This is a genomic window from Acinetobacter larvae, assembly GCF_001704115.1.
Taxonomy (GTDB): Bacteria; Pseudomonadota; Gammaproteobacteria; order Pseudomonadales; family Moraxellaceae; genus Acinetobacter; species Acinetobacter larvae.
Genome location: NZ_CP016895.1, coordinates 3241287 through 3265541 on the forward strand (window position 1 = coordinate 3241287; position 24255 = coordinate 3265541).

At 42.8% G+C, this 24255-nt stretch carries 27 protein-coding genes and 4 tRNA genes; 17 read left to right on the forward strand and 14 right to left on the reverse strand.

Annotation, left to right across the window (positions count from 1 at the left end; translation table 11 throughout):
* Positions 1 to 33: 33 nt before the first annotated feature.
* The 4 genes from metX (at position 34) to rdgB (ending at position 3095) form a co-directional block, all read left to right on the forward strand.
* Positions 34 to 1191 carry a homoserine O-succinyltransferase MetX gene (metX, locus tag BFG52_RS14325; protein WP_067557706.1) on the forward strand — a complete coding sequence of 386 codons (1158 nt, stop codon included), beginning with the start codon at positions 34 to 36 and terminating at the stop codon, positions 1189 to 1191.
* Positions 1192 to 1785 (forward strand): methionine biosynthesis protein MetW, encoded by a 594-nt coding sequence (gene metW / locus BFG52_RS14330; RefSeq protein WP_067557709.1) that lies wholly within the window; start codon positions 1192 to 1194, stop codon positions 1783 to 1785. It abuts the gene before it with no gap.
* Entirely contained in the window at positions 1782 to 2372 is a 591-nt protein-coding gene (locus BFG52_RS14335; protein WP_067557713.1) for a tetratricopeptide repeat protein, read from the forward strand. The genes metW and BFG52_RS14335 overlap by 4 nt, the downstream gene beginning before the upstream one ends.
* A 96-nt stretch (positions 2373 to 2468) precedes the next feature.
* Positions 2469 to 3095 carry an RdgB/HAM1 family non-canonical purine NTP pyrophosphatase gene (gene rdgB, locus BFG52_RS14340; RefSeq protein ID WP_067557716.1) on the forward strand — a complete coding sequence of 209 codons (627 nt, stop codon included), beginning with the start codon at positions 2469 to 2471 and terminating at the stop codon, positions 3093 to 3095.
* A 108-nt stretch (positions 3096 to 3203) separates the two neighbouring features.
* Here the strand turns inward: rdgB and BFG52_RS14345 are convergent, their stop codons facing one another.
* Positions 3204 to 4109: an AEC family transporter gene (locus BFG52_RS14345; RefSeq protein ID WP_067557720.1), complete on the reverse strand. Its 906-nt coding sequence runs from the start codon at positions 4107 to 4109 to the stop codon at positions 3204 to 3206.
* Positions 4110 to 4152: 43 nt separating this feature from the next.
* Positions 4153 to 5070, reverse strand: a complete 918-nt coding sequence (locus BFG52_RS14350) for an NRDE family protein (RefSeq protein WP_067557722.1) — start codon at positions 5068 to 5070, stop codon at positions 4153 to 4155.
* A gap of 94 nt (positions 5071 to 5164) precedes the next feature.
* Between BFG52_RS14350 and lgt the strand changes: the two genes are divergently transcribed.
* From lgt to msrA, 9 genes are all read left to right on the forward strand, one after another.
* Positions 5165 to 5986 carry a prolipoprotein diacylglyceryl transferase gene (lgt, locus tag BFG52_RS14355; RefSeq protein ID WP_067557726.1) on the forward strand — a complete coding sequence of 274 codons (822 nt, stop codon included), beginning with the start codon at positions 5165 to 5167 and terminating at the stop codon, positions 5984 to 5986.
* A 170-nt stretch (positions 5987 to 6156) separates the two neighbouring features.
* A complete protein-coding gene (locus BFG52_RS14360) occupies positions 6157 to 6525 on the forward strand; it encodes a hypothetical protein (protein WP_067557729.1) in 369 nt (122 codons plus the stop codon).
* A 132-nt stretch (positions 6526 to 6657) separates the two neighbouring features.
* Positions 6658 to 7644, forward strand: a complete 987-nt coding sequence (locus BFG52_RS14365; protein WP_157758121.1) for an alpha/beta hydrolase — start codon at positions 6658 to 6660, stop codon at positions 7642 to 7644.
* Positions 7645 to 7971: 327 nt separating this feature from the next.
* Positions 7972 to 9030, forward strand: coding sequence for a D-alanine--D-alanine ligase (gene ddlA / locus BFG52_RS14370; protein ID WP_067557732.1), 1059 nt, complete (start codon positions 7972 to 7974; stop codon positions 9028 to 9030).
* A 231-nt stretch (positions 9031 to 9261) separates the two neighbouring features.
* Entirely contained in the window at positions 9262 to 10104 is an 843-nt protein-coding gene (thyA, locus tag BFG52_RS14375; RefSeq protein WP_067557735.1) for a thymidylate synthase, read from the forward strand.
* A complete protein-coding gene (locus BFG52_RS14380; RefSeq protein ID WP_067557738.1) occupies positions 10101 to 10619 on the forward strand; it encodes a dihydrofolate reductase in 519 nt (172 codons plus the stop codon). Before thyA ends, BFG52_RS14380 begins: the two co-directional genes overlap by 4 nt.
* 292 nt (positions 10620 to 10911) lie before the next feature.
* A complete protein-coding gene (locus BFG52_RS14385; RefSeq protein WP_067557740.1) occupies positions 10912 to 11973 on the forward strand; it encodes an Lnb N-terminal periplasmic domain-containing protein in 1062 nt (353 codons plus the stop codon).
* Between the two features lie 125 nt (positions 11974 to 12098).
* Entirely contained in the window at positions 12099 to 12545 is a 447-nt protein-coding gene (locus tag BFG52_RS14390) for an META domain-containing protein (RefSeq protein WP_067557743.1), read from the forward strand.
* 173 nt (positions 12546 to 12718) lie between these two features.
* Positions 12719 to 13249, forward strand: a complete 531-nt coding sequence (gene msrA, locus BFG52_RS14395) for a peptide-methionine (S)-S-oxide reductase MsrA (protein ID WP_067557746.1) — start codon at positions 12719 to 12721, stop codon at positions 13247 to 13249.
* A gap of 150 nt (positions 13250 to 13399) precedes the next feature.
* On the opposite strand, the gene BFG52_RS14400 is transcribed toward msrA, so the two are convergent.
* The 5 genes from BFG52_RS14400 to BFG52_RS14420 form a co-directional block, all read right to left on the reverse strand.
* Complete coding sequence (locus BFG52_RS14400; protein ID WP_067557749.1) at positions 13400 to 13804, reverse strand: ExbD/TolR family protein; 405 nt, start codon at positions 13802 to 13804, stop codon at positions 13400 to 13402.
* Complete coding sequence (locus BFG52_RS14405; RefSeq protein ID WP_067557751.1) at positions 13804 to 14427, reverse strand: MotA/TolQ/ExbB proton channel family protein; 624 nt, start codon at positions 14425 to 14427, stop codon at positions 13804 to 13806. The genes BFG52_RS14400 and BFG52_RS14405 overlap by 1 nt, the downstream gene beginning before the upstream one ends.
* Before the next feature lie 34 nt (positions 14428 to 14461).
* Entirely contained in the window at positions 14462 to 15205 is a 744-nt protein-coding gene (locus BFG52_RS14410) for an energy transducer TonB (RefSeq protein ID WP_067557754.1), read from the reverse strand.
* Between the two features lie 199 nt (positions 15206 to 15404).
* Positions 15405 to 16271, reverse strand: a complete 867-nt coding sequence (gene purU / locus BFG52_RS14415; protein ID WP_067557756.1) for a formyltetrahydrofolate deformylase — start codon at positions 16269 to 16271, stop codon at positions 15405 to 15407.
* A 112-nt stretch (positions 16272 to 16383) separates the two neighbouring features.
* Positions 16384 to 17067, reverse strand: a complete 684-nt coding sequence (locus BFG52_RS14420; protein WP_067557759.1) for a TetR/AcrR family transcriptional regulator — start codon at positions 17065 to 17067, stop codon at positions 16384 to 16386.
* A 109-nt stretch (positions 17068 to 17176) separates the two neighbouring features.
* On the opposite strand from BFG52_RS14420, the gene BFG52_RS14425 reads away from it, so the two are divergent.
* The 4 genes from BFG52_RS14425 to BFG52_RS14440 all read left to right on the forward strand — a co-directional run bounded on the left by BFG52_RS14425 (position 17177) and on the right by BFG52_RS14440 (position 21055).
* The gene (locus BFG52_RS14425) at positions 17177 to 18625 is read left to right on the forward strand and encodes a coniferyl aldehyde dehydrogenase (protein WP_067557762.1); all 1449 of its coding nucleotides are present in this window, start codon (positions 17177 to 17179) and stop codon (positions 18623 to 18625) included.
* 163 nt (positions 18626 to 18788) lie between these two features.
* Positions 18789 to 19025: a 50S ribosomal protein L28 gene (gene rpmB / locus BFG52_RS14430; RefSeq protein ID WP_000048256.1), complete on the forward strand. Its 237-nt coding sequence runs from the start codon at positions 18789 to 18791 to the stop codon at positions 19023 to 19025.
* A 12-nt stretch (positions 19026 to 19037) separates the two neighbouring features.
* Positions 19038 to 19193: a 50S ribosomal protein L33 gene (gene rpmG / locus BFG52_RS14435; RefSeq protein ID WP_001205031.1), complete on the forward strand. Its 156-nt coding sequence runs from the start codon at positions 19038 to 19040 to the stop codon at positions 19191 to 19193.
* A gap of 146 nt (positions 19194 to 19339) precedes the next feature.
* Positions 19340 to 21055, forward strand: a complete 1716-nt coding sequence (locus BFG52_RS14440) for a cation:proton antiporter (protein ID WP_067557765.1) — start codon at positions 19340 to 19342, stop codon at positions 21053 to 21055.
* Positions 21056 to 21182: 127 nt separating this feature from the next.
* Here the strand turns inward: BFG52_RS14440 and BFG52_RS14445 are convergent, their stop codons facing one another.
* The 7 genes from BFG52_RS14445 to BFG52_RS14475 form a co-directional block, all read right to left on the reverse strand.
* The gene (locus tag BFG52_RS14445; RefSeq protein WP_067557768.1) at positions 21183 to 21629 is read right to left on the reverse strand and encodes an SRPBCC domain-containing protein; all 447 of its coding nucleotides are present in this window, start codon (positions 21627 to 21629) and stop codon (positions 21183 to 21185) included.
* Between the two features lie 255 nt (positions 21630 to 21884).
* Complete coding sequence (locus BFG52_RS14450) at positions 21885 to 22523, reverse strand: fumarylacetoacetate hydrolase family protein (protein WP_067557771.1); 639 nt, start codon at positions 22521 to 22523, stop codon at positions 21885 to 21887.
* Between the two features lie 161 nt (positions 22524 to 22684).
* Positions 22685 to 23188: a YcxB family protein gene (locus BFG52_RS14455; protein WP_067559609.1), complete on the reverse strand. Its 504-nt coding sequence runs from the start codon at positions 23186 to 23188 to the stop codon at positions 22685 to 22687.
* 184 nt (positions 23189 to 23372) lie between these two features.
* A tRNA-Arg gene (locus tag BFG52_RS14460) sits at positions 23373 to 23449 on the reverse strand.
* 316 nt (positions 23450 to 23765) lie between these two features.
* Positions 23766 to 23842: transfer RNA gene (locus BFG52_RS14465), tRNA-Arg, on the reverse strand.
* Between the two features lie 57 nt (positions 23843 to 23899).
* A tRNA-Arg gene (locus BFG52_RS14470) sits at positions 23900 to 23976 on the reverse strand.
* A 13-nt stretch (positions 23977 to 23989) separates the two neighbouring features.
* Positions 23990 to 24079: transfer RNA gene (locus BFG52_RS14475), tRNA-Ser, on the reverse strand.
* Positions 24080 to 24255 lie beyond the last annotated feature (176 nt).

The window sequence follows — 24255 nt, forward strand, 5'->3', positions numbered from 1 at the left end:
TTCACTGTATGAATATAGGAACGTATTGATTCTGTGTCTTTTCCAGCTGACTCGGTGGGTATTGTTATCCCACAAAAAATTGTATTCGAAGAGCCCCTCGCCCTTGAATGTGGTCGTGTATTACCGCGCTTCGATATCATGATAGAGACTTATGGCACACTCAATGCAGATAAGTCCAATGCAATTCTAATTTGCCATGCGCTCTCTGGGCATCATCATGCTGCGGGTTATCATCATGCCGATGATAAAAAAGCAGGTTGGTGGGACAGTTGTATTGGTCCCGGCAAAGCCATCGATACCAATCACTACTTTGTGGTTGCACTCAACAACATTGGTGGCTGTAGTGGCTCGACCGGTCCAACCTCCCCGAACCCAGAGAATGATAATCGCCCTTATGGTCCAGACTTTCCGCTCGTGACGGTACGTGACTGGGTCAAAACCCAAGCCATGTTGTCCGATCGTTTAGGAATCGAGGTCTGGTATGCCATTGTGGGAGGATCTTTAGGCGGCATGCAGGCATTACAATGGTCCATCGACTACCCAACACGGCTACAAAAATGCGTCGTGGTGGCCAGTGCGCCGAAGCTTTCGGCACAAAATATTGCCTTTAATGAAGTGGCACGACAGTCTATTTTATCCGACCCTGATTTTTATGACGGGCGTTATTTAGAACATGATAGCTATCCACGCCGTGGGCTGATCTTGGCACGCATGGTTGGACATATTACCTATTTATCCGAAGAAGCCATGAAACAAAAATTTGGTCGTGATTTAAAATCAGGTAAATTTATGTATGGTTTCGATGTGGAATTCCAAGTCGAAAGCTATCTACGTTATCAAGGTGAACAATTCAGCCGTAACTTTGATGCCAATACTTACCTGATTATGACCAAGGCTTTGGATTATTTTGATCCATCACGAGAATTTCAACAATCTCTGACCCAAGCCATGGCACAAACCCAATGCCAGTTCCTGATAATTTCTTTTACTACAGATTGGCGGTTTAGCCCGCAACGCTCACAAGAAATTGTGGATGCGCTGATTAGCAATCAAAAACCTGTGAGTTATTTAGATATAGACGCTGAACAAGGGCATGACTCTTTCTTGTTCCCCATTCCCCTATATGTCAAGTCACTCCGAGCCTTTCTGAGCGCGGCTTCAGAGCGCACAACAGCACAGGAGTCCATATAAATGCGTATTGATCATCAACTGGCAGAAAAATGGATTAAACCCAATGCAACGGTCTTGGATTTGGGCTGTGGTGATGGTGAACTGTTGGCACATATGAGTCAAAAACACAATATTCGTGCGTATGGTCTAGAAATTGATCAGGAAAAGATTGCAATTGCTGTGAGCAGAGGGTTAAATATTATCCAGCAAGACCTGAATCTCGGTTTAAAACGTTTTGCAGATCAATCCTTCGACTATGTAGTCATGGCTCAAGCCTTGCAAGCAGTCGATGCACCTGATGTATTATTACGAGATATGGTCCGTGTGGGGAAACAAGCCATTATTACTTTTCCTAACTTTGCCTATTGGAAGACACGTTCTTATTTGGCTCTGAAAGGAGAAATGCCTGTTTCTAAGGCTTTGCCTTATATGTGGTACAATACGCCCAATATCCATTTATGTACTTTTCGTGATTTTGAAGCTTTATGTGCTGAAAATCAGATTCAAATTATCAATAGACTCGCCGTGAATGGGAACCAACAAGGCAGTTTCTTAAGTAAACATTGCCCAAATTTGTTCGGTGAAGTCGCTATATATCGAGTGAGTGCTCTATGAAAAAATTAATACTTGGTAGTACCTTATTATTTGGTATGCTGCAAATGCATGCCCATGCAGAATATATTCCACAACAACAATCTACTTCTGCATTAGCCGCACAATATTCCCACATGCCAACCGATGCACTCTATAAGGCCGCAAAATCAGGTCAAGCCGCAGCGCAATTTTATTTGGCAACACGTTTACAATCTGGTCAAGGCATCAAACAAGATGTACAGCAAGCTTTTACTTGGTATAAAGCTGCAGCAGATCAAGGTATTTCTTCGGCACAACTCAATGTCGGACGTATGTATGCCGATGGTATTGGTATAGGCAAAAATGAAACCTTAGCACGCCAATACTTTGAAAAAGCAGCCAGTCATGGTGATAACCGCGCCAGTTTCAACCTTGCGGTTATGGAAGAACAAAAGAAAAACTATGTCGGTGCTTATCAGTGGTATGAACTGTCTACCCGTGATGGCATGCTCGACAACAAAGTCATCAATATGTCTGAGACCAAAAAAGTGGCTTTGGCCGCCAACCTCACCCAAGAACAAATTCGTGCAGCACGTGAACGCGCTGACAAATGGATTCAAGCACAGTAATTTAACTTGATCCTCTCTAGCACCTTCGGGTGCTTTTTTTAGGTCATTGCTTTAGACTAAAGCCGCGCAATATTTCGTAAACAAGAGATCCGTTCTATGCAAGCAACGCATTGGCTACAACATGATAGCTTGGTATTGGCCAGTAATAACCAAGGAAAAATCGCCGAATTTGAAAATTTATTTGCCCAATTAAAATTGCCAATTCAAGTCATTCCGCAAGGTCGCCTCAATATCGCCGATGCCATTGAGGATGGCTTGAGTTTTGTAGAAAATGCCATTATCAAAGCACGTCATGCTGCTGCGCATGCTGCTAAGCCCGCGATTGCCGATGATTCCGGTTTGGTGGTGCCCATCTTAGGCGGTGCCCCTGGCATATATTCCGCGCGTTATGCCGGTGAACATGGCGATGATCAAGCCAATAACGCCTTATTATTAGAGCGTTTAAAGCCCTATCGCCAAGCCGATCAAGCCATTGATGCAATGTTTATTTGCGTGCTGGCTCTGGTTGAACATGCTGAAGACCCATTACCACAAATTTTCCAAGGGGTCTGGCACGGCGAAGTATTGACTGAAGCACGAGGTGAACATGGCTTTGGCTATGATCCCTTGTTTTGGATTCCAGCATTACAGTGCTCTAGTGCCGAACTGAACAAAGAACAAAAAAATAAAATCAGCCATCGTGGTCAAGCGATGCGCTTATTTGCAGCCAGTCTAACTGCTTAAAGTTAACTGCTTACAATTAAGTGTTTACAACCAACTGTTTACAATTAACTTTTTATAATTAATGGTTTAAGGTGCTAAGCGATGCTTGGGTTGAGGTCAATTGCTGACCTAGACCCAGGCTTTGAGCCAACTGGCATCTTGAAAAATATAAAGTGCAAGTGCATAAAACGCACAGCCCACCATACTCACCATCGTGCCTGCGGCAATATATTTGGCAGATACTCCGGTTCCCTGATAGTGTGTTTCTAATGCAACAATATTCGCAGCAGGTGGCAAGCAAAAAATCAGAAAAATAACTGCAATATGCTGTTGAATAAACGCTACATTTAAAAAGCGATACGCCAAACTACAAATCACCACACCACACAACATTTTAAAGGCTAAAGTCTTAGCGGCACGCTGTAAGTCATGATACTGCACCCGTGTTGGCGCCAACCACATCCCCAATACACACATTCCAGCAAAGCTCATCGCCGTTTTAGCAAGGCTATAGAGCAAATTGACCCATTGCAGATGAGCCCAATGCTGAAACTGTACAACATATAATAAGAGCGCGATGAGTAATGCCAATAGCGGTGGGGAACATAAAACTTTTTGCACGCTTTGTTTAAAATCGGGCTTTTGATGGCTTACCGCACTGACCGACCAAATATTGCCAAAAATAGACCCACCGATATAAAGCGCAATCATTGCAGCACTAACTTCTGCACCAAACATTGCTATCGCCAAGGGAAAGCCCAACCAACCAATATTGGTATAGCTAAAACACAGTGCTTGTAAACGATCACCACGTAACAGCCGAAAGCTGATATAAAGCAGCACAGCCGTGGCAATACTAAACAGCATTAGGCTCAGACTACCAGGCTGATAAAACACCACATTATAAATAATCACCACAGGGATCAAACAACGTGCCAGCACTTTTGCCAAAACGCTACGCAACCACATGGCAGCAGGCATGTGTGCCAGCACTAAACCAATCAATAAAGATGCAATCGGAAATAAAAATGACACGTTATTTACTCAGACCATGCTAGAAGATTAAATTCAAATAAAATCATACGCATTTATGACCGGCAACACATGCATTGAATACGATATTTTGTTGCTTAATCTGCCCCTGACACTCGCCCTGCTGTTGTTTTTCCAACCAAAAACCCTGCCTATGCCCCAACAAGAGTAAGTTAGAACAACGGGTACCATAAACCGGACTGCGTATAAAAATTGCCGATAATAACTGCTCCATGTCGCGCGCAATCCCAGTATCAGGCAAGCATTGCAGCTCAGTCTGTCGTTGATCTTGCAAGATATCCCAGCTTGTACTGAGCACATCAACATCTGAACCAAGCGCGTGTACTAAGGACAACTGTTGTGTACTTAAAAGACTTCTGCTGCCTTGCCAAAGTGCTAATGGCTTTGCTTCGTATGCACGAGGGACTCGCAACCTGTATTGCTGTATTTTTTGTTGCAACAAAGGCAATAGCTCTTGGGTAAAGCGTTTACGCAACCGTGCAGTTTTATCCCAGTACTCATACAATCCCGTATTGGACAACACATAGGCACCGGCTGCCAGCAAAGTGGGTGCATCACCACGATTATTCATATAAACCGCTTGTTCACGCGTCCCGAGTAAAAGATTAAAACCGGCATAATCACACTGCCGTTGTTGCAATGCGCGCGCATAGTGTAAAGGTGAGTCCTCACCTTGCAAATAATCTGCAATAATCTGCCCACGCGATGTTAAATAAGACTGTTGCTCACGTCCATCACGATAATTGGTGAGTATCGCCCAGCGTCCTGTCTGGCTCACCCCCATCCAACTGCCACCAGACTGCAAATCTTTCCCAGCAAAAATTGGAGAATCTGCCCATGCCATCAATGCCCTGCTTGGACGTTGATAAAACTCATCACGATTGGAAATCAAAGCTAAAGGCATATCATCGAACAACTGCCAAGCCAATGCCAAAATACACATAATACGTCACTTGCTAATATTACACATTGAATGTACAACATTTTTAGTCACATTCAGCTAAAATCTATGCAAAATTTTGCTACGAGGAACAGCAATGCTGACCTATCCCAATATAGATCCTGTTGCTTTGTCTTTGGGGCCCGTCAATGTGCATTGGTACGGCATCATGTATCTGCTCGCCTTTTTAGGGGCGTGGGGGCTTGCCAATTATCGTGCTAAACAACGCGGGAACTGGAATGCCGAAATGGTGTCCGATCTGGTCTTCTACGGTGCCATGGGGGTGGTTATCGGTGGTCGACTCGGCTATGTTTTTTTCTATGAATTCAGTAAATTCCTCAGTGATCCACTCTGGCTATTCCAAGTCTGGACTGGAGGAATGAGCTTCCATGGCGGCTTCCTCGGTGTGATGTGTGCCATGCTATTTTGGTGTCATAAATACAAAAAAACTTGGTTCGAAACCTTGGACTTCATTGCGCCTTGTGTCCCTACTGGCTTGATGTTTGGTCGTTTTGGTAACTTTATTGGTGGTGAGCTGTATGGTCGTGCCGTCAGTGACCCCAATTTTGCACTGGGTATGATCTTCCCAACAGATCCATTACAACTGGTCCGTCATCCATCTCAACTGTATCAAGCATTCGGCGAAGGCTTATTATTATTCATTGTACTGTGGTGGTTCAGCAGCAAACCGCGCCCACGCATGGCCGTGTCTGCCGTGTTCTTAATTGGCTATGGTATCGCCCGTTTTGTGGTTGAATTCTTCCGTGAACCCGATGTTGACCAAGGCTTTATTTTATTCGGCTGGGTTACCAAAGGACAACTCCTGTCTTTCCCCATGATTCTTATCGGTATTTGGATGATTTACTATGCTTACCAAAAGAAAATTTTTGACTGGGGTCCACAGCAGCAAAAATCATAAATACAGCATTGTATTGTGGCGAATTGCCTGAGTATTGAAGACAATACATGCCGAGCAACACCACATTGCTCGGCATAATTTTGCAAAGTTTTTTTAAATTGATGTGGATTAGACTTTTTTAAATTTGTGTTAAAGTAAAGTCCATTTTACAGGCTGTTCTACTGCTTATCATGCTTGATCTCTGGTTCGATAAAACAATTGCGACACTGCATAAATTCATCGTATTTATTGCCTTAATTGCTGTCATTGCTGTGCTGTATTTACGCCAACCCTTAGCACTCGACAGTATTGGGCTATTTATGGCAACGGCTCTGCTCTATGTGATCTGTCGCTATGCCAAACAACAATTCATTCAACGCCACAGCCCCATGTTATTGCAACGCTTATGTACCTGGGTTCCGATCGCCTTACTGTTAAGTTTGATCTTTATCAAAGCACAAGCAGCACTATTAATCCTTGGTGTACAAGGCATTGCGATCTTTGTTGCCAGCATTGCTCCTCTGTCTGTGCTTTACAACCGTCTATTAGCCAGCCACTAGCTGGTTTCTAAATCGTATTGGGTCTATTTGATGTAACATAGATCTGTCATCAATCCACATCAACAGCTTGAATGACTGATTTAAAGATTCTGTTTTTAAAGATTCTGTTCTTTGGGTATTTTGGAGTTTTTTGTGATCGCACGCCTCGTCCTCTGTTCTGTGCTACTGAGCGCATTCACCACAGCAATTAGCCACGCCCAAACGACTAGCTCTCCTGCAAAACCTATGCATAGCGGTCCACAAATCCCACAACAATTACCCAGCACCAGTCAATTTCAACTGCATTCCCAATACACACAACAAGACTACCTTATTCAAGTGGCTCAACCGAGCACGCCGGCACCGGCGCAAGGCTATGCTGTACTGTATGTACTGGATGGTAATGCAACTTTTGATGCGGCACGTGCAATGGGCGCGTCTTTTGCACAAGGCTCGGCACGGATGGGACTTGTACCGACCGTTATTGTCAGTATTGGTTATCCCAATACGGCACTTTTCAATGTAGCAGCGCGCGCCAAAGACTATACCCCGCAACCCAAACATCCCATCGAACGTAATCCGGAACGTGAATATGGCGGCGCACAACAATTTGCACAATTTATTGAACAAGAATTAAAACCTAAAATTCAAAGTGATTTTCATATCAACCCACAACAACAAAGTCTTTATGGACATTCTTTTGGTGGGCTCTTTGTCTTGGAGCAGTTTTTTCAAGAGCAACAACACTTTCAACGCTATATTGCTGCGAGTCCATCACTCTGGTTCGATCAATACGCCTTAACATACAGCCAACAGCAGTGGCTACAAAAATCGACCAAAGCACATCAAACACCAGCCATGCTCATGATCACCTATGGCAGCAGTGAGTTAAGAACTGATCAAGATCTTGCACAGAAACAACAGAATGAAAAACAGTTTATAGAGACATTCCAGCAGCTCCCCACACAAGGTTTGCAATTTTGGTCTTTTGTCCATCCACAAGAACAGCATGTCAGTAATCTTTATGCGAGCTTGCCCAAAGCACTGTATCTTGCAGCATGTCAGGATGTGAACAGTTGTCAAAATATCTTAGGCAAGCCACACGCTGTGGCGACGCCTACGCTGTCTACCGGTCAGTAAAATGCTGCATTGTTGGTATTCACCACGCTGTTCACGCCCTGTACAAATGATATGCGGCATCGCGATCTTGGCGGTATTTTAGCTGTAGTGCGATTGTACATGCCGCCTCACTGTGCTCTTTTAGCGATACAACTGCTATGCCTCTACCTATTATTGGGCTTTTTGTTATTCTCTATTTATAGCCAACGCAGCCGAAGCGTGCAAAAATGAGATTAAACGATATTCTTGGCTTCATTCTCTGAGCTATAGCCTGTAAAAATCGATTGCGTCATACCAATTTAGCGCTATGCTGAGCATTAAGATTATTTTTCTTTGAGAGCCTAGGACGTGAGCAAACTCAATATTGGTATTATCTTCGGTGGCAAATCCTCAGAACATGAAGTATCCCTCCAATCTGCTAAAAATATTATTCAAGCAATTGATCGGGATCGTTTTGATCTCAGCTTAATCAGTATCGACAAACAAGGCATTTGGTATCTTAGTGATCCGGCACATTATCTTGAACATGAGAATGACCCCAAACTGATTCAACTTTCAACAGATAAAAAAGTCTTAACACTACACCCTGGTCGCCGTGATTTTTTGAGTCTAGATGGACAAGCACTTCCGATCATCGATGTCATCTTTCCAATTGTTCATGGACGTAATGGTGAAGATGGTAGCCTACAAGGTCTATTAGAACTGTTAAACATTCCTTATGTTGGAAGTAGTGTATTGGGCTCTAGCCTCTGTATGGACAAAGACATCACCAAACGACTCTTACAACATGCTGGTATTGCTGTCGCACCCTATCTCTTAGCCTCAGCCCAAGATGATGTCGATACGCTATTTGCGCAAGCCCAGCAACAACTAGGACTCCCAGTCTTTATCAAACCGGCCAATGAAGGTTCCTCGGTGGGTGTGGGTAAAGCCAATACTGCTGAAGAGTTTAGCCAAGCGCTCAAGGAAGCTTTGACATACGATGAGAAAGTCCTGATTGAAACAGCGATTATTGGACGTGAAATCGAATGTGCTGTATTGGGTAATATCACAGCTGAAGCAAGTGTTTGCGGTGAAGTCATTACCCAAGACCAGTTTTATAGCTACGATGCCAAATATATCAACAACCATTCTAAAACCTGCATTCCCGCAGAAATATCGGCAACAGCACAAGCTGAAATTCAAGACATTGCCCGCCGTGCCTTTAAAGCCTTGGCATGTTTTGGTTTAGCACGGGTTGATGTTTTTCTAACCGAAGATCAAAAAGTTCTAGTTAATGAAATTAATACCTTACCAGGATTTACCAATATCAGCATGTACCCACAACTGTGGCAAGCCAGCGGCTTAAGCTATCAAGCGCTGATTAGCCGTCTTATTGAATTAGCTTTGCAGCGTCATCAGGCTTAAAGGTATGCTACGCCCCCAAAAGTATTCGCAATCACTTGCTTATAACCGAAAGACCGATGGCAACACGGCGATGCCAGCGGTCTTGGCTGAATATTATTTTAGTCGATGCTTTTTTTAATTCTTGCGCGCAATAGTTTAGTATAAACTGCTCTCTTCAACAGTTATATGCGTACGCGCACTTGCGGCGTTACTTTTTGTCGCACAAAAACACAGCGGAGTTTGGAATTTACTATGCAAACGTATCTTGACCTTTTACAACATATTCTCGACCACGGTGGTGACAAAGGAGACCGAACTGGAACGGGAACACGTTCGGTATTTGGACATCAAATGCGTTTTGACTTAGCGCAAGGTTTTCCACTCCTTACCACCAAAAAAGTACATTTTCGTTCGATTGTGATTGAATTACTGTGGTTCTTAAAAGGCGATACCAACGTCAAATACCTGCAAGATCACAAGGTGAGTATCTGGGATGAATGGTCAACAGCTGAGCAAACTGCGCGTTTTGGTCGTCCTGCGGGTGAACTGGGTCCAGTATATGGGCATCAATGGCGTAATTTTGCTGCGAGCAAAGATGAATCGGGGACATACCGTCAAGATGGCTTTGACCAAATTACTTGGTTAGTCAATGAAATCAAAAACAATCCTAACTCTCGTCGTTTGATCGTTTCTGGCTGGAATCCACAAGAAGCAGGTCAAGTCGCTTTACCGCCTTGCCATACCTTGTTCCAATTTTTTGTACAAGACCAAAAACTCTCTTGCCAGCTCTATCAACGCAGCGCTGATGTCTTTTTAGGCGTGCCATTTAACATTGCCAGTTATGCATTATTGACCCATATGATTGCTCAAGTCTGCGGCTTGGCAGTCGGCGATTTTGTCTGGACTGGGGGGGATACACACTTGTATGCCAACCATTTTGAACAAGCCAAATTACAACTGAGTCGTACACCGATGCCACTCTGTCAGCTCAAGCTCAATCCTGCCATCGATAATATTTTTGATTTTAAATTTGAAGATATTGAAATCATCAACTATCAATCCCACCCAGCAATTAAAGCAGCGGTGGCGGTATGAGTTTTCAGTCCATAGAAGTGGTTCACGTTGTCGCGATGGACCGTCAAGGTTGTATTGGCAAAGACAATCAATTGCCATGGCATATTTCTGCCGACTTACAACACTTTAAAGCCATTACGCAAGGTGGTGTGGTGGTGATGGGACGTAAAACCTTAGAATCGATGGGACGCACCCTGCCCAATCGCGTCAACTGGGTGATTACGCGTGATCCGAACTGGCAATTCAATGGCGCCAAAGTTGCACATAGTATTGAACAAGCTTTGCAACAGGCACTTGCAGATGTGCAAGCCTCAAGTAAAAACAGCAGTATTTTTATCATTGGTGGTGGTGAAATCTTTCAGCAAACTATGCCCTTGGCTGATCGTTTAGAGCTCACCCACATTGACTTAGATGTACAGGGCGATGCCTATTATCCAGAAATACCCGCAGCATTTAGTAAAACCCACAGTGAATCACAACAAGATCCAAAATCTGGTATTTGCTTCGAATTTGCCTGCTATCAACGTCAGCGCTAATACCATCAATCGGGTCATCTTACGTGATTTCAGCGCATTAGAATGTGCCTAGCAGCATGCGAAATCTGCCTAAACAATGCCAATTCACCACGAATTGGCATTGTTTTTACTGTATAGCTCACCTATTCTGTTTAAACGCGTAGCTCAATCTCTTTACACAACCGCAAGGGCTTACAATCTAGTTTTACAATATCTAGTTTTATGCGCGCTATTTTTTAATAATTGATCTATTGAATAAAGATTTAAACACTTAAGTACAACACCATAACGAGATCATTGCTGGGAGTGACCGATGCATCAAATTGGAAAAAGTCGATTTCTGCTGGGACTAACACAATGGCTATGGCATCTAAGCTTCACGCTATTTGTCATCGGCTCTTCAATCTGGCTTAGCTTTGCCTTATGGATTCAACAACCCATCGGTTATTGGCCAAGCATAATCCTCATCGTGTTATGGGTGATTTTTAGCCTGAGTGTTTTGGGCATTTATGTGCAACAAAGGCTGCTCAGTCGCAACAAAGATATGCTGCTTTATAGCATGCTTTTTGCCTTGAGTTTGTTATGGTACTTCAATATTCCTGCCCAACAAGACCGTGATTGGAACCCAGAAGTCGCGCGCGTTCTACACTATGAACGGCAAGACAATCAAGTGACTATCCATAATATCCGGAATTTTGCTTGGACCAGCGAACAGCAATATCAGCAGCGCTGGGAAACACGGCACTATGACCTCAACAAAATCAGTGGCATCAATATCATTACCTCCTACTGGATGGGACCGCAAATTGCCCATACGCTGGTCAGTTTTGACTTTGCGGATCAGAGCCCTTTGGTCTTCTCAATAGAAATTCGTAAAGAAAAAAATGAAAGTTTTTCTGCCATAGGTGGTTTCTTTCGACAATTTGAACTCAGCCTTGTTGCAGCGGATGAAAAGGATATTTTGTATACCCGCAGTAATATCCGCAAAGAAGATGTCTATTTCTATCCAATTAAAGCACCGAAAATTGCCATGCAGGAACTGTTCTTAGAATATCTGGCTGCAGCAGATGAACTTGCACAACGCCCCAAATGGTACAACACCGTCAGCAGTAACTGCACCACACTTATTTTTGACATGGCACGTGTCATTGAACCTGATGTTTTTCCAAAGGATTATCGTTTATTGCTGTCCGGTTATTTACCCAATTATCTATATGACATCGGCGCACTGGACCAGCACTGGAGCATTCAGCAATGGTATCAGCATGCGCACGTCAATCCGCGTGTTGCAAATTTTGAACAGCTTGCCGATCAGAGTAGTGAACATTATTCCAAACTGATTCGTACAGGATTACCCATAGCTTCAATTGAGTAACAACAGAGCTCAGCAATGCTTATCGATTTAGCTTAATCATCAACTGAATGCTATACATTATAGGGCTTACTGGTTACGATATTTTTTGTTTATATATCACACTAAATTTAAACCAGAGCAATGCTATGTTAAAAACCATCTTATACAGCAGCCTATGTGGCACGCTACTCCTCATGGCAGGTTGTAATAGTCTGCCAAGCAAGCAACAATTGCAAAATATCGAGCAATTGCAAAATAAAGACTGGGTATTGAGTTATCTGGGAAATACTGAGTTTAAAGCCACTCCCGATGCACACAGTGTCCCGAGCCTACGTTTTGAGCCGACACAGCAATTGACCGGTAGTGATGGTTGTAATCGTCTATTAGGCGGTTATGTGGTACAAGGTCAAACCCTACAACTCTCTGTGGCAAGCACTAAAATCTTTTGTGAAGACCCACAACAAACAACGCAAAACTTCAATCAACGCTTAGCCAAAGTCACGGGTTATCAAGTCCACAACCAAAACTTAAGACTATTGGACCCACATGGTAATGTGTTACTTCAGTTTCAGACAAACTCTCCCAATCCATAAGTGATCGCGATATAATACTATTTATTGATAATCAGCATTTATCTTTAAGTAAAACAGGCTGCAAGTAAAAGCTGATTATCTCGGGTTTGATGTTTCAATAGGTATTTTGCTTGAAACAACATTTATTTTCGCGTGAATAGCTACGTTAATAGCTAAGCAATGGATTCTCAAACATGCAACAAGCTCTTTTTGGTGGCGGCTGTTTCTGGTGTGTCGAAGCAATATTTTTGCAACTCAAAGGTGTAGAAAAAGTCACCAGTGGTTATGCAGGTGGTACAACCGTTAATCCAACCTATGAAGATGTATGTAAAGGTGATACCAACCATGCTGAAGTGATTCTGATCGACTTTGACGAAACACAAATCAGCTACCCTCAACTATTGGGCGTATTTTTTGCAACACATGATCCAACCACACTCAATCGCCAAGGCAATGATGTCGGCACACAATATCGCTCGGTAATCTACTATTACAACGCGGTACAGCAACAACAAGCCGCAGACTACATCGCAGATCTTAAAGCACAGGATTTAGACATTGTCACTGAGCTAAGCCCAGTACCGACTTTCTATGCTGCTGAACACTATCATCAAGATTTTTATAATCAAAATCCAGAACAAGCGTTCTGTAATTTTGCGATCCCTCCCAAACTCATGAAGTTACGTAGTAAATTCAAAGAGCTTATGAAAGAAGATGCACAGTAAGTCGCTTTAACAGCACCGCTCACATCGGCTTAAGCAAATTCTTGCAATTGTCTAGTCCTAAAATAAGTTGACACTTATTTCAACAAAAAAAACCCCATCTAAAATGGGGTTTTTAATACTTAAAGTATTGATCAGATCAGCATTTTGACATCAGTTTTCGCTAACAAAAGCAATATCATTTAAACCAGCAGTACTGGCAAATGCCATAACCTTAGCAACGGTTTCATAACGTGCGTCTTTATCGGCACGTAATTGAATCGCAGGCTTAGTCTCTGACTTACCTTCTTCTATAAAGCGTTGTTGTACTGTTTCTAGGCTAATGGGTTCTGCATTCCAAGCGACATCACCATCAGCATTAATACTAATGGACACTTCTTTTTCTGGTGGTTTGACAATTTCTGCCGTGGTTTTAGGAAGTGTTAATGGTACTGATGGGTTAGCAACGGTCGCTGTGACCAAGAAGATGATCATCAATACCAACATAATGTCGATCAAGGGAATGAGGTTCATCTCATTCATGCCTGAATCGTTGTCTTCACCCAATTGAAATGCCATTAAGCTTGACCTCCAACCAATTGCTCTGCACTTTTGCTTGCAGCAGCAGGTTGTTGTTTAGAATCTTGCTGCAACAAAGTGTCAATGAGCAAACCGTGTGCTTGATCTTGTAAGTTATTTGTCAGGGTACGATTAAATCGAATGCAAATGTTATACGCCACAACCGCAGGAATCGCAACCGCCAAACCTAGACCAGTCATGATCAAAGCTTCACCAACTGGTGTTGCCACTTGTGCCAAACCAGCTTGACCGCTTTTGCCCACAGCAACAAGGGCATGGAAAATCCCCCAGACTGTACCGAACAAACCGACGAATGGAGCCAATGATGCGATCGTTCCTAAAACAGAAACACCACGTTCGGCACTGGCTTTTTCAAGTGCCATTTGACGAAGTAACGCTTGTTCAGCAACGGCTTTACGCTGTTCAAACCCTAAAGGCGCTAATTTAGATTTTAATTGATTGATTGCTTGCGCCAGATGTGCTTGTGTCACTTGTTTCAGTTGACGTGTGCCAATAATACGCAAAATGAGAATGGTCCATGTTGCGATAGACATAGCCAATAGCACGAAATACAGTGTTTTACTTACTGCATCAGCATGCTGCCAATAAACTGAAAAGTTCATAGATGAACTCCTAAAATGTTAGCGTCTAGGGTTATTACGGCTTTAAAGCAAAGGGTTGCGATACGATAATCGGGGTAGCAACGCCATCTACTTTATAAGGTTTAAATGAAGCTCGGTTAATAGCATTCACTGCTTTCTTGGTGATGTTGGCATCACAAGTACTGTTGGTCACTCTTGCATTGGTAATTTTACCTTTTTCATTGGCATTGATCGTGAACGAAACAGTACAACCACCAGCAGGAATTTCCTTATTACCAAAACTAAAATTCGGTTTAAAGCGCCACGCTACGCCATCACTGCCCACGCTGACACTGACTGGACCAGGAGGTGCAGCTGGTGCGGGTGGAGAAGAAATTTGAGGGGCTGGAGCGGGTCTTGGTGCCGGCGTTGGCGCGGGTGTTGCTACGACAGGTGCCGGCGTTGGTGCAGTCACTGGAATTTCAACTTGTTTAGGGGTTTCAGCCTTGGTTGCTTTGACCTTTTCCACTTTCTTCGGTGGCGTAGGCTTCGGCTTTTCTACAATTTTAACTTCTTTAGGCGGTTGTGGTTTGGCTTTTTTGGGTGGTTCTTTCGGTTTGGGCGGAAGATCTGGTTTTTTTTCTGTGATTAAACGCACTTTAACAGGCGGTTTATCTGGTGTGACTAACTCACGAATCTTCATGTGGCTTATGCCCCACAACACACCAATATGGCCGACCACGACGGCTGCAATTGCAAGCGCTATAACTGTTTTGTTCGGTGATTGAATCTGGAAGCTTGTGGCGGACGACTGACTCATACGAATTCGAGTACCCAAAATCAGAGTGAATCTGCAACACTGTGGATGTGCAAATAAGACTCTTCGGTTAGACAATTAAAGCATAATGATAAATGAGAAGTGTTTTCATTTGCAACTGTTATTTATATCTTTTTTGTATTTCTCCCATAAAAAAAAGGATCTTAGCAGATCCTTCTTATGAATTAAAACAACAAAAAGGTTATTGGAACACGACGGTTTTATGACCATCAACAATGATACGGTCTTCCAAATGCCACTTCACCGCACGTGCCAATACGTTACGCTCAACATCCTGACCGAGATCACGTAACTGCTCTACGGTAAAGTCGTGACTGACTCGTTCAACATCTTGTTCAATAATCGGACCTTGATCAAGCTCGGTGGTGACGTAGTGCGCTGTAGCACCAATCAGTTTCACCCCTTTTTCATAGGCTTGTTTATAAGGATTTGCCCCAACAAATGCTGGCAAGAAAGAATGATGAATATTGATCACTTGCATGGGCCATTTACTGACAAAATCTTCTGTCAAAATTTGCATATAACGCGCCAGAACCAATAGATCATTGCCTTGCATCAACTCATCAATTTTGGCATAGGCTTCTGCTTTATTGTCTTTATTGACAGGCACAACCTCAAAAGGAATACCAAAATTTTCTACAGACTCGCGTAAATCTTCATGATTAGAAATGACTTTTGTGATTTCACATGGTAGCCCACCACGCGCATGGCGCCATAATAACTCAAGCAAAGCATGATCGACTTTAGAAACCAAAATACCGACTTTTTTGATGTCGCTCACCAAAGTCAAACGCCACTGCATTGCATAACGTTCCGCAACATTCGCGGCAAAAGTTTGTAATAAACTTTCTTTCCGGCTTTGCAAATGCTCTAGCTCAAATTCGACACGCATAAAATAGCGCCCGCCTTGAGCTTCTGTTGCATATTGATCAAGAGCAGTAATATTGGCTCCTTGATGATACAAAAAGCTCGATACAGCTTGCACGATCCCAGGTTTATCTTCGCAGGTAATCAAGAGACGTGCTGTGTTGGCAGTCGTCATATTCATGGTAATTTGTAATCACTATATTGGTTAAAAAACAGCAGAGTATTCTATAGGGTTTTTCTAAGCTTGAGAATCATTGCAGCAATGTTTGCTGCTTTTGTGATTAAAAAGTCAGTTAACGTGCCGATAAGCTAGCAAATAATTCAGAATGACCAAAGCTTTCCAATAAGCGCTCATAGGTGGCACGACTTTCTCCACGTAAATACGGACCTTCCAAAAACACCATTTGTCTTAAAGCCTGCCAAACCCACTTTTCATCTAAATGGTTCGAATCACTCAGATGGCCTGACATATATAAAAAGTTAGTCCAATTGGTCAGTACAATCCAAATATTGATAATCAAAGCTTCAATCTCTGACGCGGTCATATACATCAGACCAGCATCAACAAAAGCATGATAAATTTTTTGCCCTTGTTGCATCACCTGCCCAGCAAAGCGCGGATATATCTTTCTAAAATTATCATTATTTTCAATAAGATGATAAACATCTCGATGTAAAAAACGATACTGCCACAATTGCCCACTCAGCACTTGAAAGTAGCGAATTTTATCATTGGCGTTGACAGGACGATCATCTGGCAATGCCAACATTGCCAAGGTTTCTTTTTGGTACTGCTGCATCAGTTCTTGAATAATTTCTTGTTTATTCCGAAAGTGATAGTAAAGATTACCCGGGCTAATCCCCAACTCTGCAGCGATATGATTGGTGGTTACTGCACGCTCACCACGCTCATTGAACAGTTTTAAACTGACCAATAAAATTCGATCTCTGGTTTTTACAACTTTTGTACCTGCCATCGTCCTACCATTTCAAACCGTTGCCACACATATCACACGAAGTGACTTGACTATTTAGAGTATTTACTCTAAAAAATAAATTATTAACTTTAACCCTATCGGGCTGATCATGAATACACATTCAAATAATAATCCTATCCCCGCAACTCCTCCCGAAGTGCAGCGGTTACAGCACTTACTCCAATTACAAAAAGAGGCCTATCAGCGTCAACCGTGCGCCAGTGCCAAAGTTCGACTAGAACGTTTAGCACAACTAAAACAGGTGCTGGTACAGTATCAGGATGATATTGCCAAAGCGATTCATCACGACTACGGCAATCGTTCAATTGCTGAAACCAAAATTGGTGAACTACTCTCATGCTTAGAGCATATTAAGTACTATAGCAAACATTTAAGTCAATGGATGAAACCCTCCAAACGTCACGTCGGACTGATCCATCAACCCGCCAAGGCTTGGGTACGGTATCAACCGCTGGGGGTTATTGGTATTATTGCGCCATGGAACTATCCGCTGTTTTTATCGATTGGACCACTCATTTGCGCCTTGGCAGCAGGCAATCATGCCATGATCAAAATTTCCAGTGCATCGACACACTTTGGTCATCTCTTAGCAAAAATATTAGCAGAAGCTTTTCCTGAAGAGTTGGTTGCTGTGGTCACAGATGGAGGGCCGATTTCTGATGCTTTTAGCCATTTAGCATTTGATAAAATTATTTTTACGGGCTCAACCACTGTGGGTAAAACCGTTATGGCTGCGGCAGCACAAAACTTAGTCCCTGTACTGTTAGAGCTGGGCGGTAAGTCCCCTGCTATTGTACATAGCTCAACAGATTTATCGGATGTGGCTGAACGGCTGGCTTTTGGAAAATTATGGAATGCTGGGCAAACCTGTGTTGCACCAGATTATTTATTTTTACCGCGTGGTCGTGTGAACGATTTTGTCTCTGCCTACCAAGAGATGGTTGAACAAATGTACCCGAACCTCGCCAACAATCCAGACTATACCGCCATTATCAATAACAAACAGTATCAGAGAATCCAAGGCTATTTAGAAGATGCTCTAGCAAAAGGCGCCAAGGTTATAGAGATTAACCCCGAACATGAAGACTTAGCTGCACATCGCAAGATCGCGCCAACATTACTGTTGCATGTCACCGCCGATATGCAAATCATGCAGGAAGAAATTTTTGCACCAGTTCTTCCCATCTTAGAATATGATCAAATTGATGAAGTTATCGAGTTTATTAATCAAAGACCGCGACCACTTGCGTTATACTATTTCGACTTTGATCAAACGCGTGCTGACTACGTCGCACAGCATACCCACTCAGGCCACTTTGGTCTCAATGCCGTTTTGACTCATGCTGCACAAGATGATCTCCCCTTTGGAGGAGTCGGTGCGTCAGGTATGGGTAAATATCACGGTCCAGAAGGTTTCTTTAGCTTCTCTCACGCGCGTTCGATGATGTCTATTCCCAAAGTGTTCTTTCTAAAGTTTATCTTCCCGCCTTATCATGAGTCGCTGTATAAATTTTTAGAAAAAACCTTTATGCGTTAACTTGATCAAGGCATGAGCTATTACACGGTTTCATGTCTTTTTTCACCGATTCCGCTTGTCTTTTAAGCGTATTTTTGGTATAAAACGCCCCTAAAATGAAATCATCGTTTATTTTTGACTGGCCAAACAGGTTTGCTGTTGGCTAAATCAATGGAGTTACACCATGTCTAAGGTTTGCCAAGTTACCGGCAAGCGTCCAGTCGTTGGTAACAACGTCTCACACGCCAACAACAAAACTAAGCGCCGGTTCGAGCCGAACCTGCACCACCACCGTTTCTGGTTAGAAAGCGAAAAACGTTTTGTACGTCTTCGTCTAACCACTAAAGGTATGCGTATTATCGACAAATTGGGCATTGAAAAGGTTGTTGCTGACCTTCGCGCTCAAGGTCAAAAGATCTAAGGAGTCAGTACAATGCGTGATAAGATTCGTCTAGTTTCTTCTGCTGGTACAGGTTATTTTTACACTACTACCAAGAACAAACGCACTATGCCGGAAAAAATGGAAATCAAAAAATTTGATCCAAAAATCCGCCAACACGTTATTTTCAAAGAAGCTAAAATCAAATAATTTTAGCGCTTTAAAAAAAAACGACTTCTCCAAAAGTCGTTTTTTTTTGCCAATTATTTAGAGAACTTGCTAAAATTTAGCCATTCCTATTGGCACTATTTGTGCATATCCGTGCGATGAATGCCTCAATCACCAAGGAGAATTGAGTGCCACATGATGTAAATCTAATTATCTTACTTGCGGTTGGTTTCGGCCTCGCGCTTGTTTTCGGCTATATTGCTGCTCGCCTACGTCTCCCTCCCCTGATCGGCTATCTCATCGCCGGCATACTGATTAGCCCCAACACCCCTGGTGTAGTCGCAGACCTCACACTGGCCAATCAATTGGCTGAACTGGGCGTGATGTTCCTGATGTTTGGGGTCGGAATGCACTTTTCACTCAAAGATCTATTTGAAGTTAGGCGCATCGCACTACCTGGTGCAATCTTACAAATTACCGTTGCAACTATTTTAGGTATGCTCGTTGCCCTATATTGGGGCTGGTCTGTCGGCGCTGCACTGGTCTTTGGGCTCAGTTTATCCTGTGCCAGTACGGTGGTCTTACTCAAAGCCTTGGGCGATCGCGGCTTACTCGACTCGATTAACGGCAAAATTGCAGTAGGCTGGCTCTTGGTCGAAGATCTGGTCATGGTTTTAGTCTTGGTGCTGCTACCTGCTGTAGCCATGCTACTGGGAGGGCATGCTCCCGAAGGGCACGATGCCTCACAAAATGTTTGGCTCACACTCGGTCTGACACTGATTAAAGTCGGTGGTTTCATTGCCTTTATGCTCATTATTGGCAAACGCCTCGTCCCCATGATTATGCAGTTTGTGGCACGACTAGGCTCACGTGAACTCTTTACCCTAACGGTTGTTGCGGCAGCAGTGTCTATTGCCTACGGCTCTTATGCCATCTTCGGTGTCTCTATGGCACTGGGCGCATTCTTTGCTGGTATGGTGGTCAAAGAATCCGATTTCAGCCATCGCGCAGAAGCGGAAACCCTGCCGCTCAGAGAAATTTTCTCAATCCTATTTTTTGTATCTGTCGGCATGCTATTTGATCCGCGGATTATCGTGGAACAACCGCTACACATTTTAGCCGTGATTGCCATCATTATGGTGGGTAAAACCATTGCTGCCATGGCCTTGGTGCTATTTTTCCGCTATCCGATCAACACTGCCTTAACCGTTGGCGCCAGTCTTGCCCAAATTGGTGAATTCTCTTTTATTTTGGCAACCCTCGGACTCTCATTAGGTTTACTCGACTTAGAAGCACAAAATCTGATTTTAGCGGGTGCACTGTTTTCTATCTCACTTAACTCCTTCTTATTTTCTGCTGTTGAGCCTGTACAAAAATGGATTCGTGAACGTTCACACTTGGCACGACTATTAGAACGTAGCAATGACCCGCTTGCCATGCTCCCCGATGAAGTCGATCAAGACTACTTACGTGATCAAGTGGTGATTGTCGGGCATGGTGAAGTCGGCAGTCGCCTCACACGCAGTCTCATGGCACAAGGCATTAAGGTGGTGATTGCGGAGGAAAATCGAGAAATCGTAGAAAATTTACGTGCCCAAGATATTCCTGCAGTTTCAGGCAGCGCGACCGAACCCAGTGTTTTGATACAAGCACATATCCAACATGCCCGTTTATTGATTTTATCGCCAATGGACTTGATTGATATTCATAAAATTGTCGATACCGCCAAATTACTCAATCCTAAAATCGAGGTTTTGGTCTGTGCAGAAAGCAAACAAGAAGCCGAGCTGATTCGTCAGGATGATGTTGGTAAAGTGTATTATGCCAAAGAAGAAATGGCGCATAATATGAGCGATTATATTCTCAATCAAATTGAGCTAGCTCATCATCAACACCCTCATTAGCCGCGCCACCATCGGCAATGCCGCACAACACCCCCCCAACAGTACCATCGCTAGGCTTTAAAACAAAAATACGATCTGCTGCGCCATGCAACAGATCGTATTTTTACTAAAACAGCTCTTATCTGGCTTAACGTGCCGCAATTGCCTCTGCCTTATCTTTTAAAGCCAAATTCATACGGGCAAAATTTTGCTCAGTAATGCCTTCCAACTCTTCTATAAAATATTTTACCAATAAACCCGAGAATTGCTCACTCTGCTTAAATATAGTGGCATTATCTGCGATCGCTTCCAGTTTAAATTGATGCAAACCATCAAATAAACCACGAAATAAAAATTTACCCTGCCACGACAATTCTTGATTTTCTCGACAGGATAATACTTTTGCTTTAAATGAGGTTTGACGATGTACAGTATGCTGTATGGTAACGCGTAAATTACCATTCACCCAAGGATCACCTTCAATCTGACGAATAAAGGGATTCCACTGATTATAATTTTGAAAATCCATTAAAAGTTGCCAAACACATTGCACTGGAGCATTAATAGCGATCTCGGTATTTAGTTGATGAAGCATTGTAATGAAAACCTTTTTGTTAATTTTAGGCGAATATTTTTAAATGAAAATTACAACAATATACTAAGAATTTTATCCAAGTGATTAAGTAGGATATTCATATTCTTTTTATTAAGATTTAGTAATCAACTCGTATAAGGATATTAAATATTTTTAAGTCAACACATAAAACAACCCATAGCTCATAAAAAAATTGCCCAGCAAAGCGATGAGCAATTTAAATAGCTTATAGAATAGATAGGCTTCATAAACCCACTATGCCAGCACAAAAGTATTCCATACAAAATCCTGAGATTTAGCCTTTAAGCGCATCTGTAGCTGATCACCACGTTGCAGTGCTCCCACGCCAGCAGGTGTGCCTGTCATGATGACATCACCTACTTCTAAGGAAAAAACTTGGTTAATTTCAACCAATAAAGTTGCAATATCAAAAATCATATCAGCAGTTAAACCATGCTGACGGCGCACACCATTCACAGCAAAATCATATTCAACATTTGACCAGTCAACAATCTCATCCGCAGCAATCCAATCTGCCAGCACACACGACCCATCAAAGGCTTTGGCGCGCTCCCATGGCTGCCCCTTGGCTTTCAGTTGATCTTGCACATCACGTAAAGTTAAATCTAAACCTAAAGTTACCGCACCAATTGCCGCCAATGCTTGCTCTGGATCAATAACTTGCGACAAGGGGCGGTCTATACGCAAACACAATTCACATTCATAATGACAGTCTCCCCAGACAGGATTCCATTGAATCCCGCGCTGTAAGTCAATCACACTGCTGGGTGGCTTCATAAACAGCACCGCTTGATCTGGAATCGCATTTCCCAGCTCTTTGGCGTGATCCGCATAGTTTCGACCAACACAAATAATTTTCGATGGACTCGTCATTGTTATTTCTCCCTGATCTGCATGACTATACTGTTTGCTATAACTCGATTTGTACTGCTAGATTTGTACTATTAGATTTGTACTATTAGATTTGTACAACGAGACTGTTTCGCTAGACTGTTATTTAATGGCTAAATTTATTGAATAGCTAAATTTGATAGCTAAACAGTGGCAAAGCGATGCTTAAATAAATCCTGCTGTTCAGAGGATGCAAAAGCACGTTTCGGTACCACGACAACCGTGCGATTATTCAGCTCCAGCATATAGGTCAGTTTACCTTCAGCGAACTTTTTGACCTCATGATAATGCACGACTTTTTTGGCACGACCACTATTATAGAGCTCAGCATGGTGCTGATATAAATCGATGCCTTGTTCGCTTTTGCCAAACTGATATTTTACAAACTGCCGCTTAAATAACATGGGCAATAACCAATAGCGCATTAACAGTTGTAATAATAAAAAGAATGCCCCCAAGGCAACATAATAGCGCCCAACACCTTCTATACCGAGGGAAATCCCCCAAATAATAATACCGATACTAATTGCGGGGGTAATAAAACGCGTCAACTGCTTTTTACCAAAAGTCGCCAAGGCAAAACCATCCTGCGACTCTTCTAAATTTAAATAATAACGTAATGATAATGCGGCTTTCTTGTCGGTCATAACCATCTACAGCAATGAAATTTAACTGTAGATTATCTTACACGACTTTAGCACTTTTGCCCTCAACCCAGAGTGACTATTTCCATCTCGAGTTCCATTTCTATTTCCATCTCTGGTAGTCAATCGCAAAAGCTGAAATTTAGACACAAAAAAACCGCATTGTGATGCGGTTCATTCTTCAAGTTGGTGCGCTCAGAGAGATTCGAACTCCCGACCCCTTAGTTCGTAGCCAAGTGCTCTATCCAGCTGAGCTATGAGCGCGTAAACTTGATGCAGCGCATTATACGTACTTTCGCAGCGTTGTAACGTTTTTTTTGCAAGAAAACCGATTGAATGCTGGTGTTTTAAGCAAATCTATTGAGAATGGATAATTAAACAACAAAATCCTCCTACACTACACAACCTGATGTATGCGATGAGATCACATACATCAATTTAGATAAAGTGAATAAATTTAGATTTAGATAAAGTCCATAAATAGAGTCAAGCAATCTATGCCGATGTCCAAGCCATCTACTTTTTTCAGGTTTTTTTCAGGCACAAAAAAACCGCAATCAATGCGGTTAATTTTCAAAGTTGGTGCGCTCAGAGAGATTCGAACTCCCGACCCCTTAGTTCGTAGCCAAGTGCTCTATCCAGCTGAGCTATGAGCGCGTTACTTTGTTGCCTAAGTTACCTAATGGCATGCGTTATGTTCACAGTTCTTTAGATTGGTGCGCTCAGAGAGATTCGAACTCCCGACCCCTTAGTTCGTAGCCAAGTGCTCTATCCAGCTGAGCTATGAGCGCATCATAAAAGAAGTGGCGGTGAGAGAGGGATTCGAACCCTCGATACAGTTACCCGTATGCGTCCTTAGCAGGGACGTGGTTTCAGCCACTCACCCATCTCACCGTAACGAGCCGCCATAATACAAAGTTAAGTCCAACACTGCAAGCCATGGACTCAAAAAAATCATGCTTTTTGATTCAATTTAATATTTTTTAAGCGATTTCTGATCTATTGTGCTTTTTTTGCGTATTTTTTATGCAAAAAAACAACCAAATCAGTCGAATGTATCTGAAGTGCGA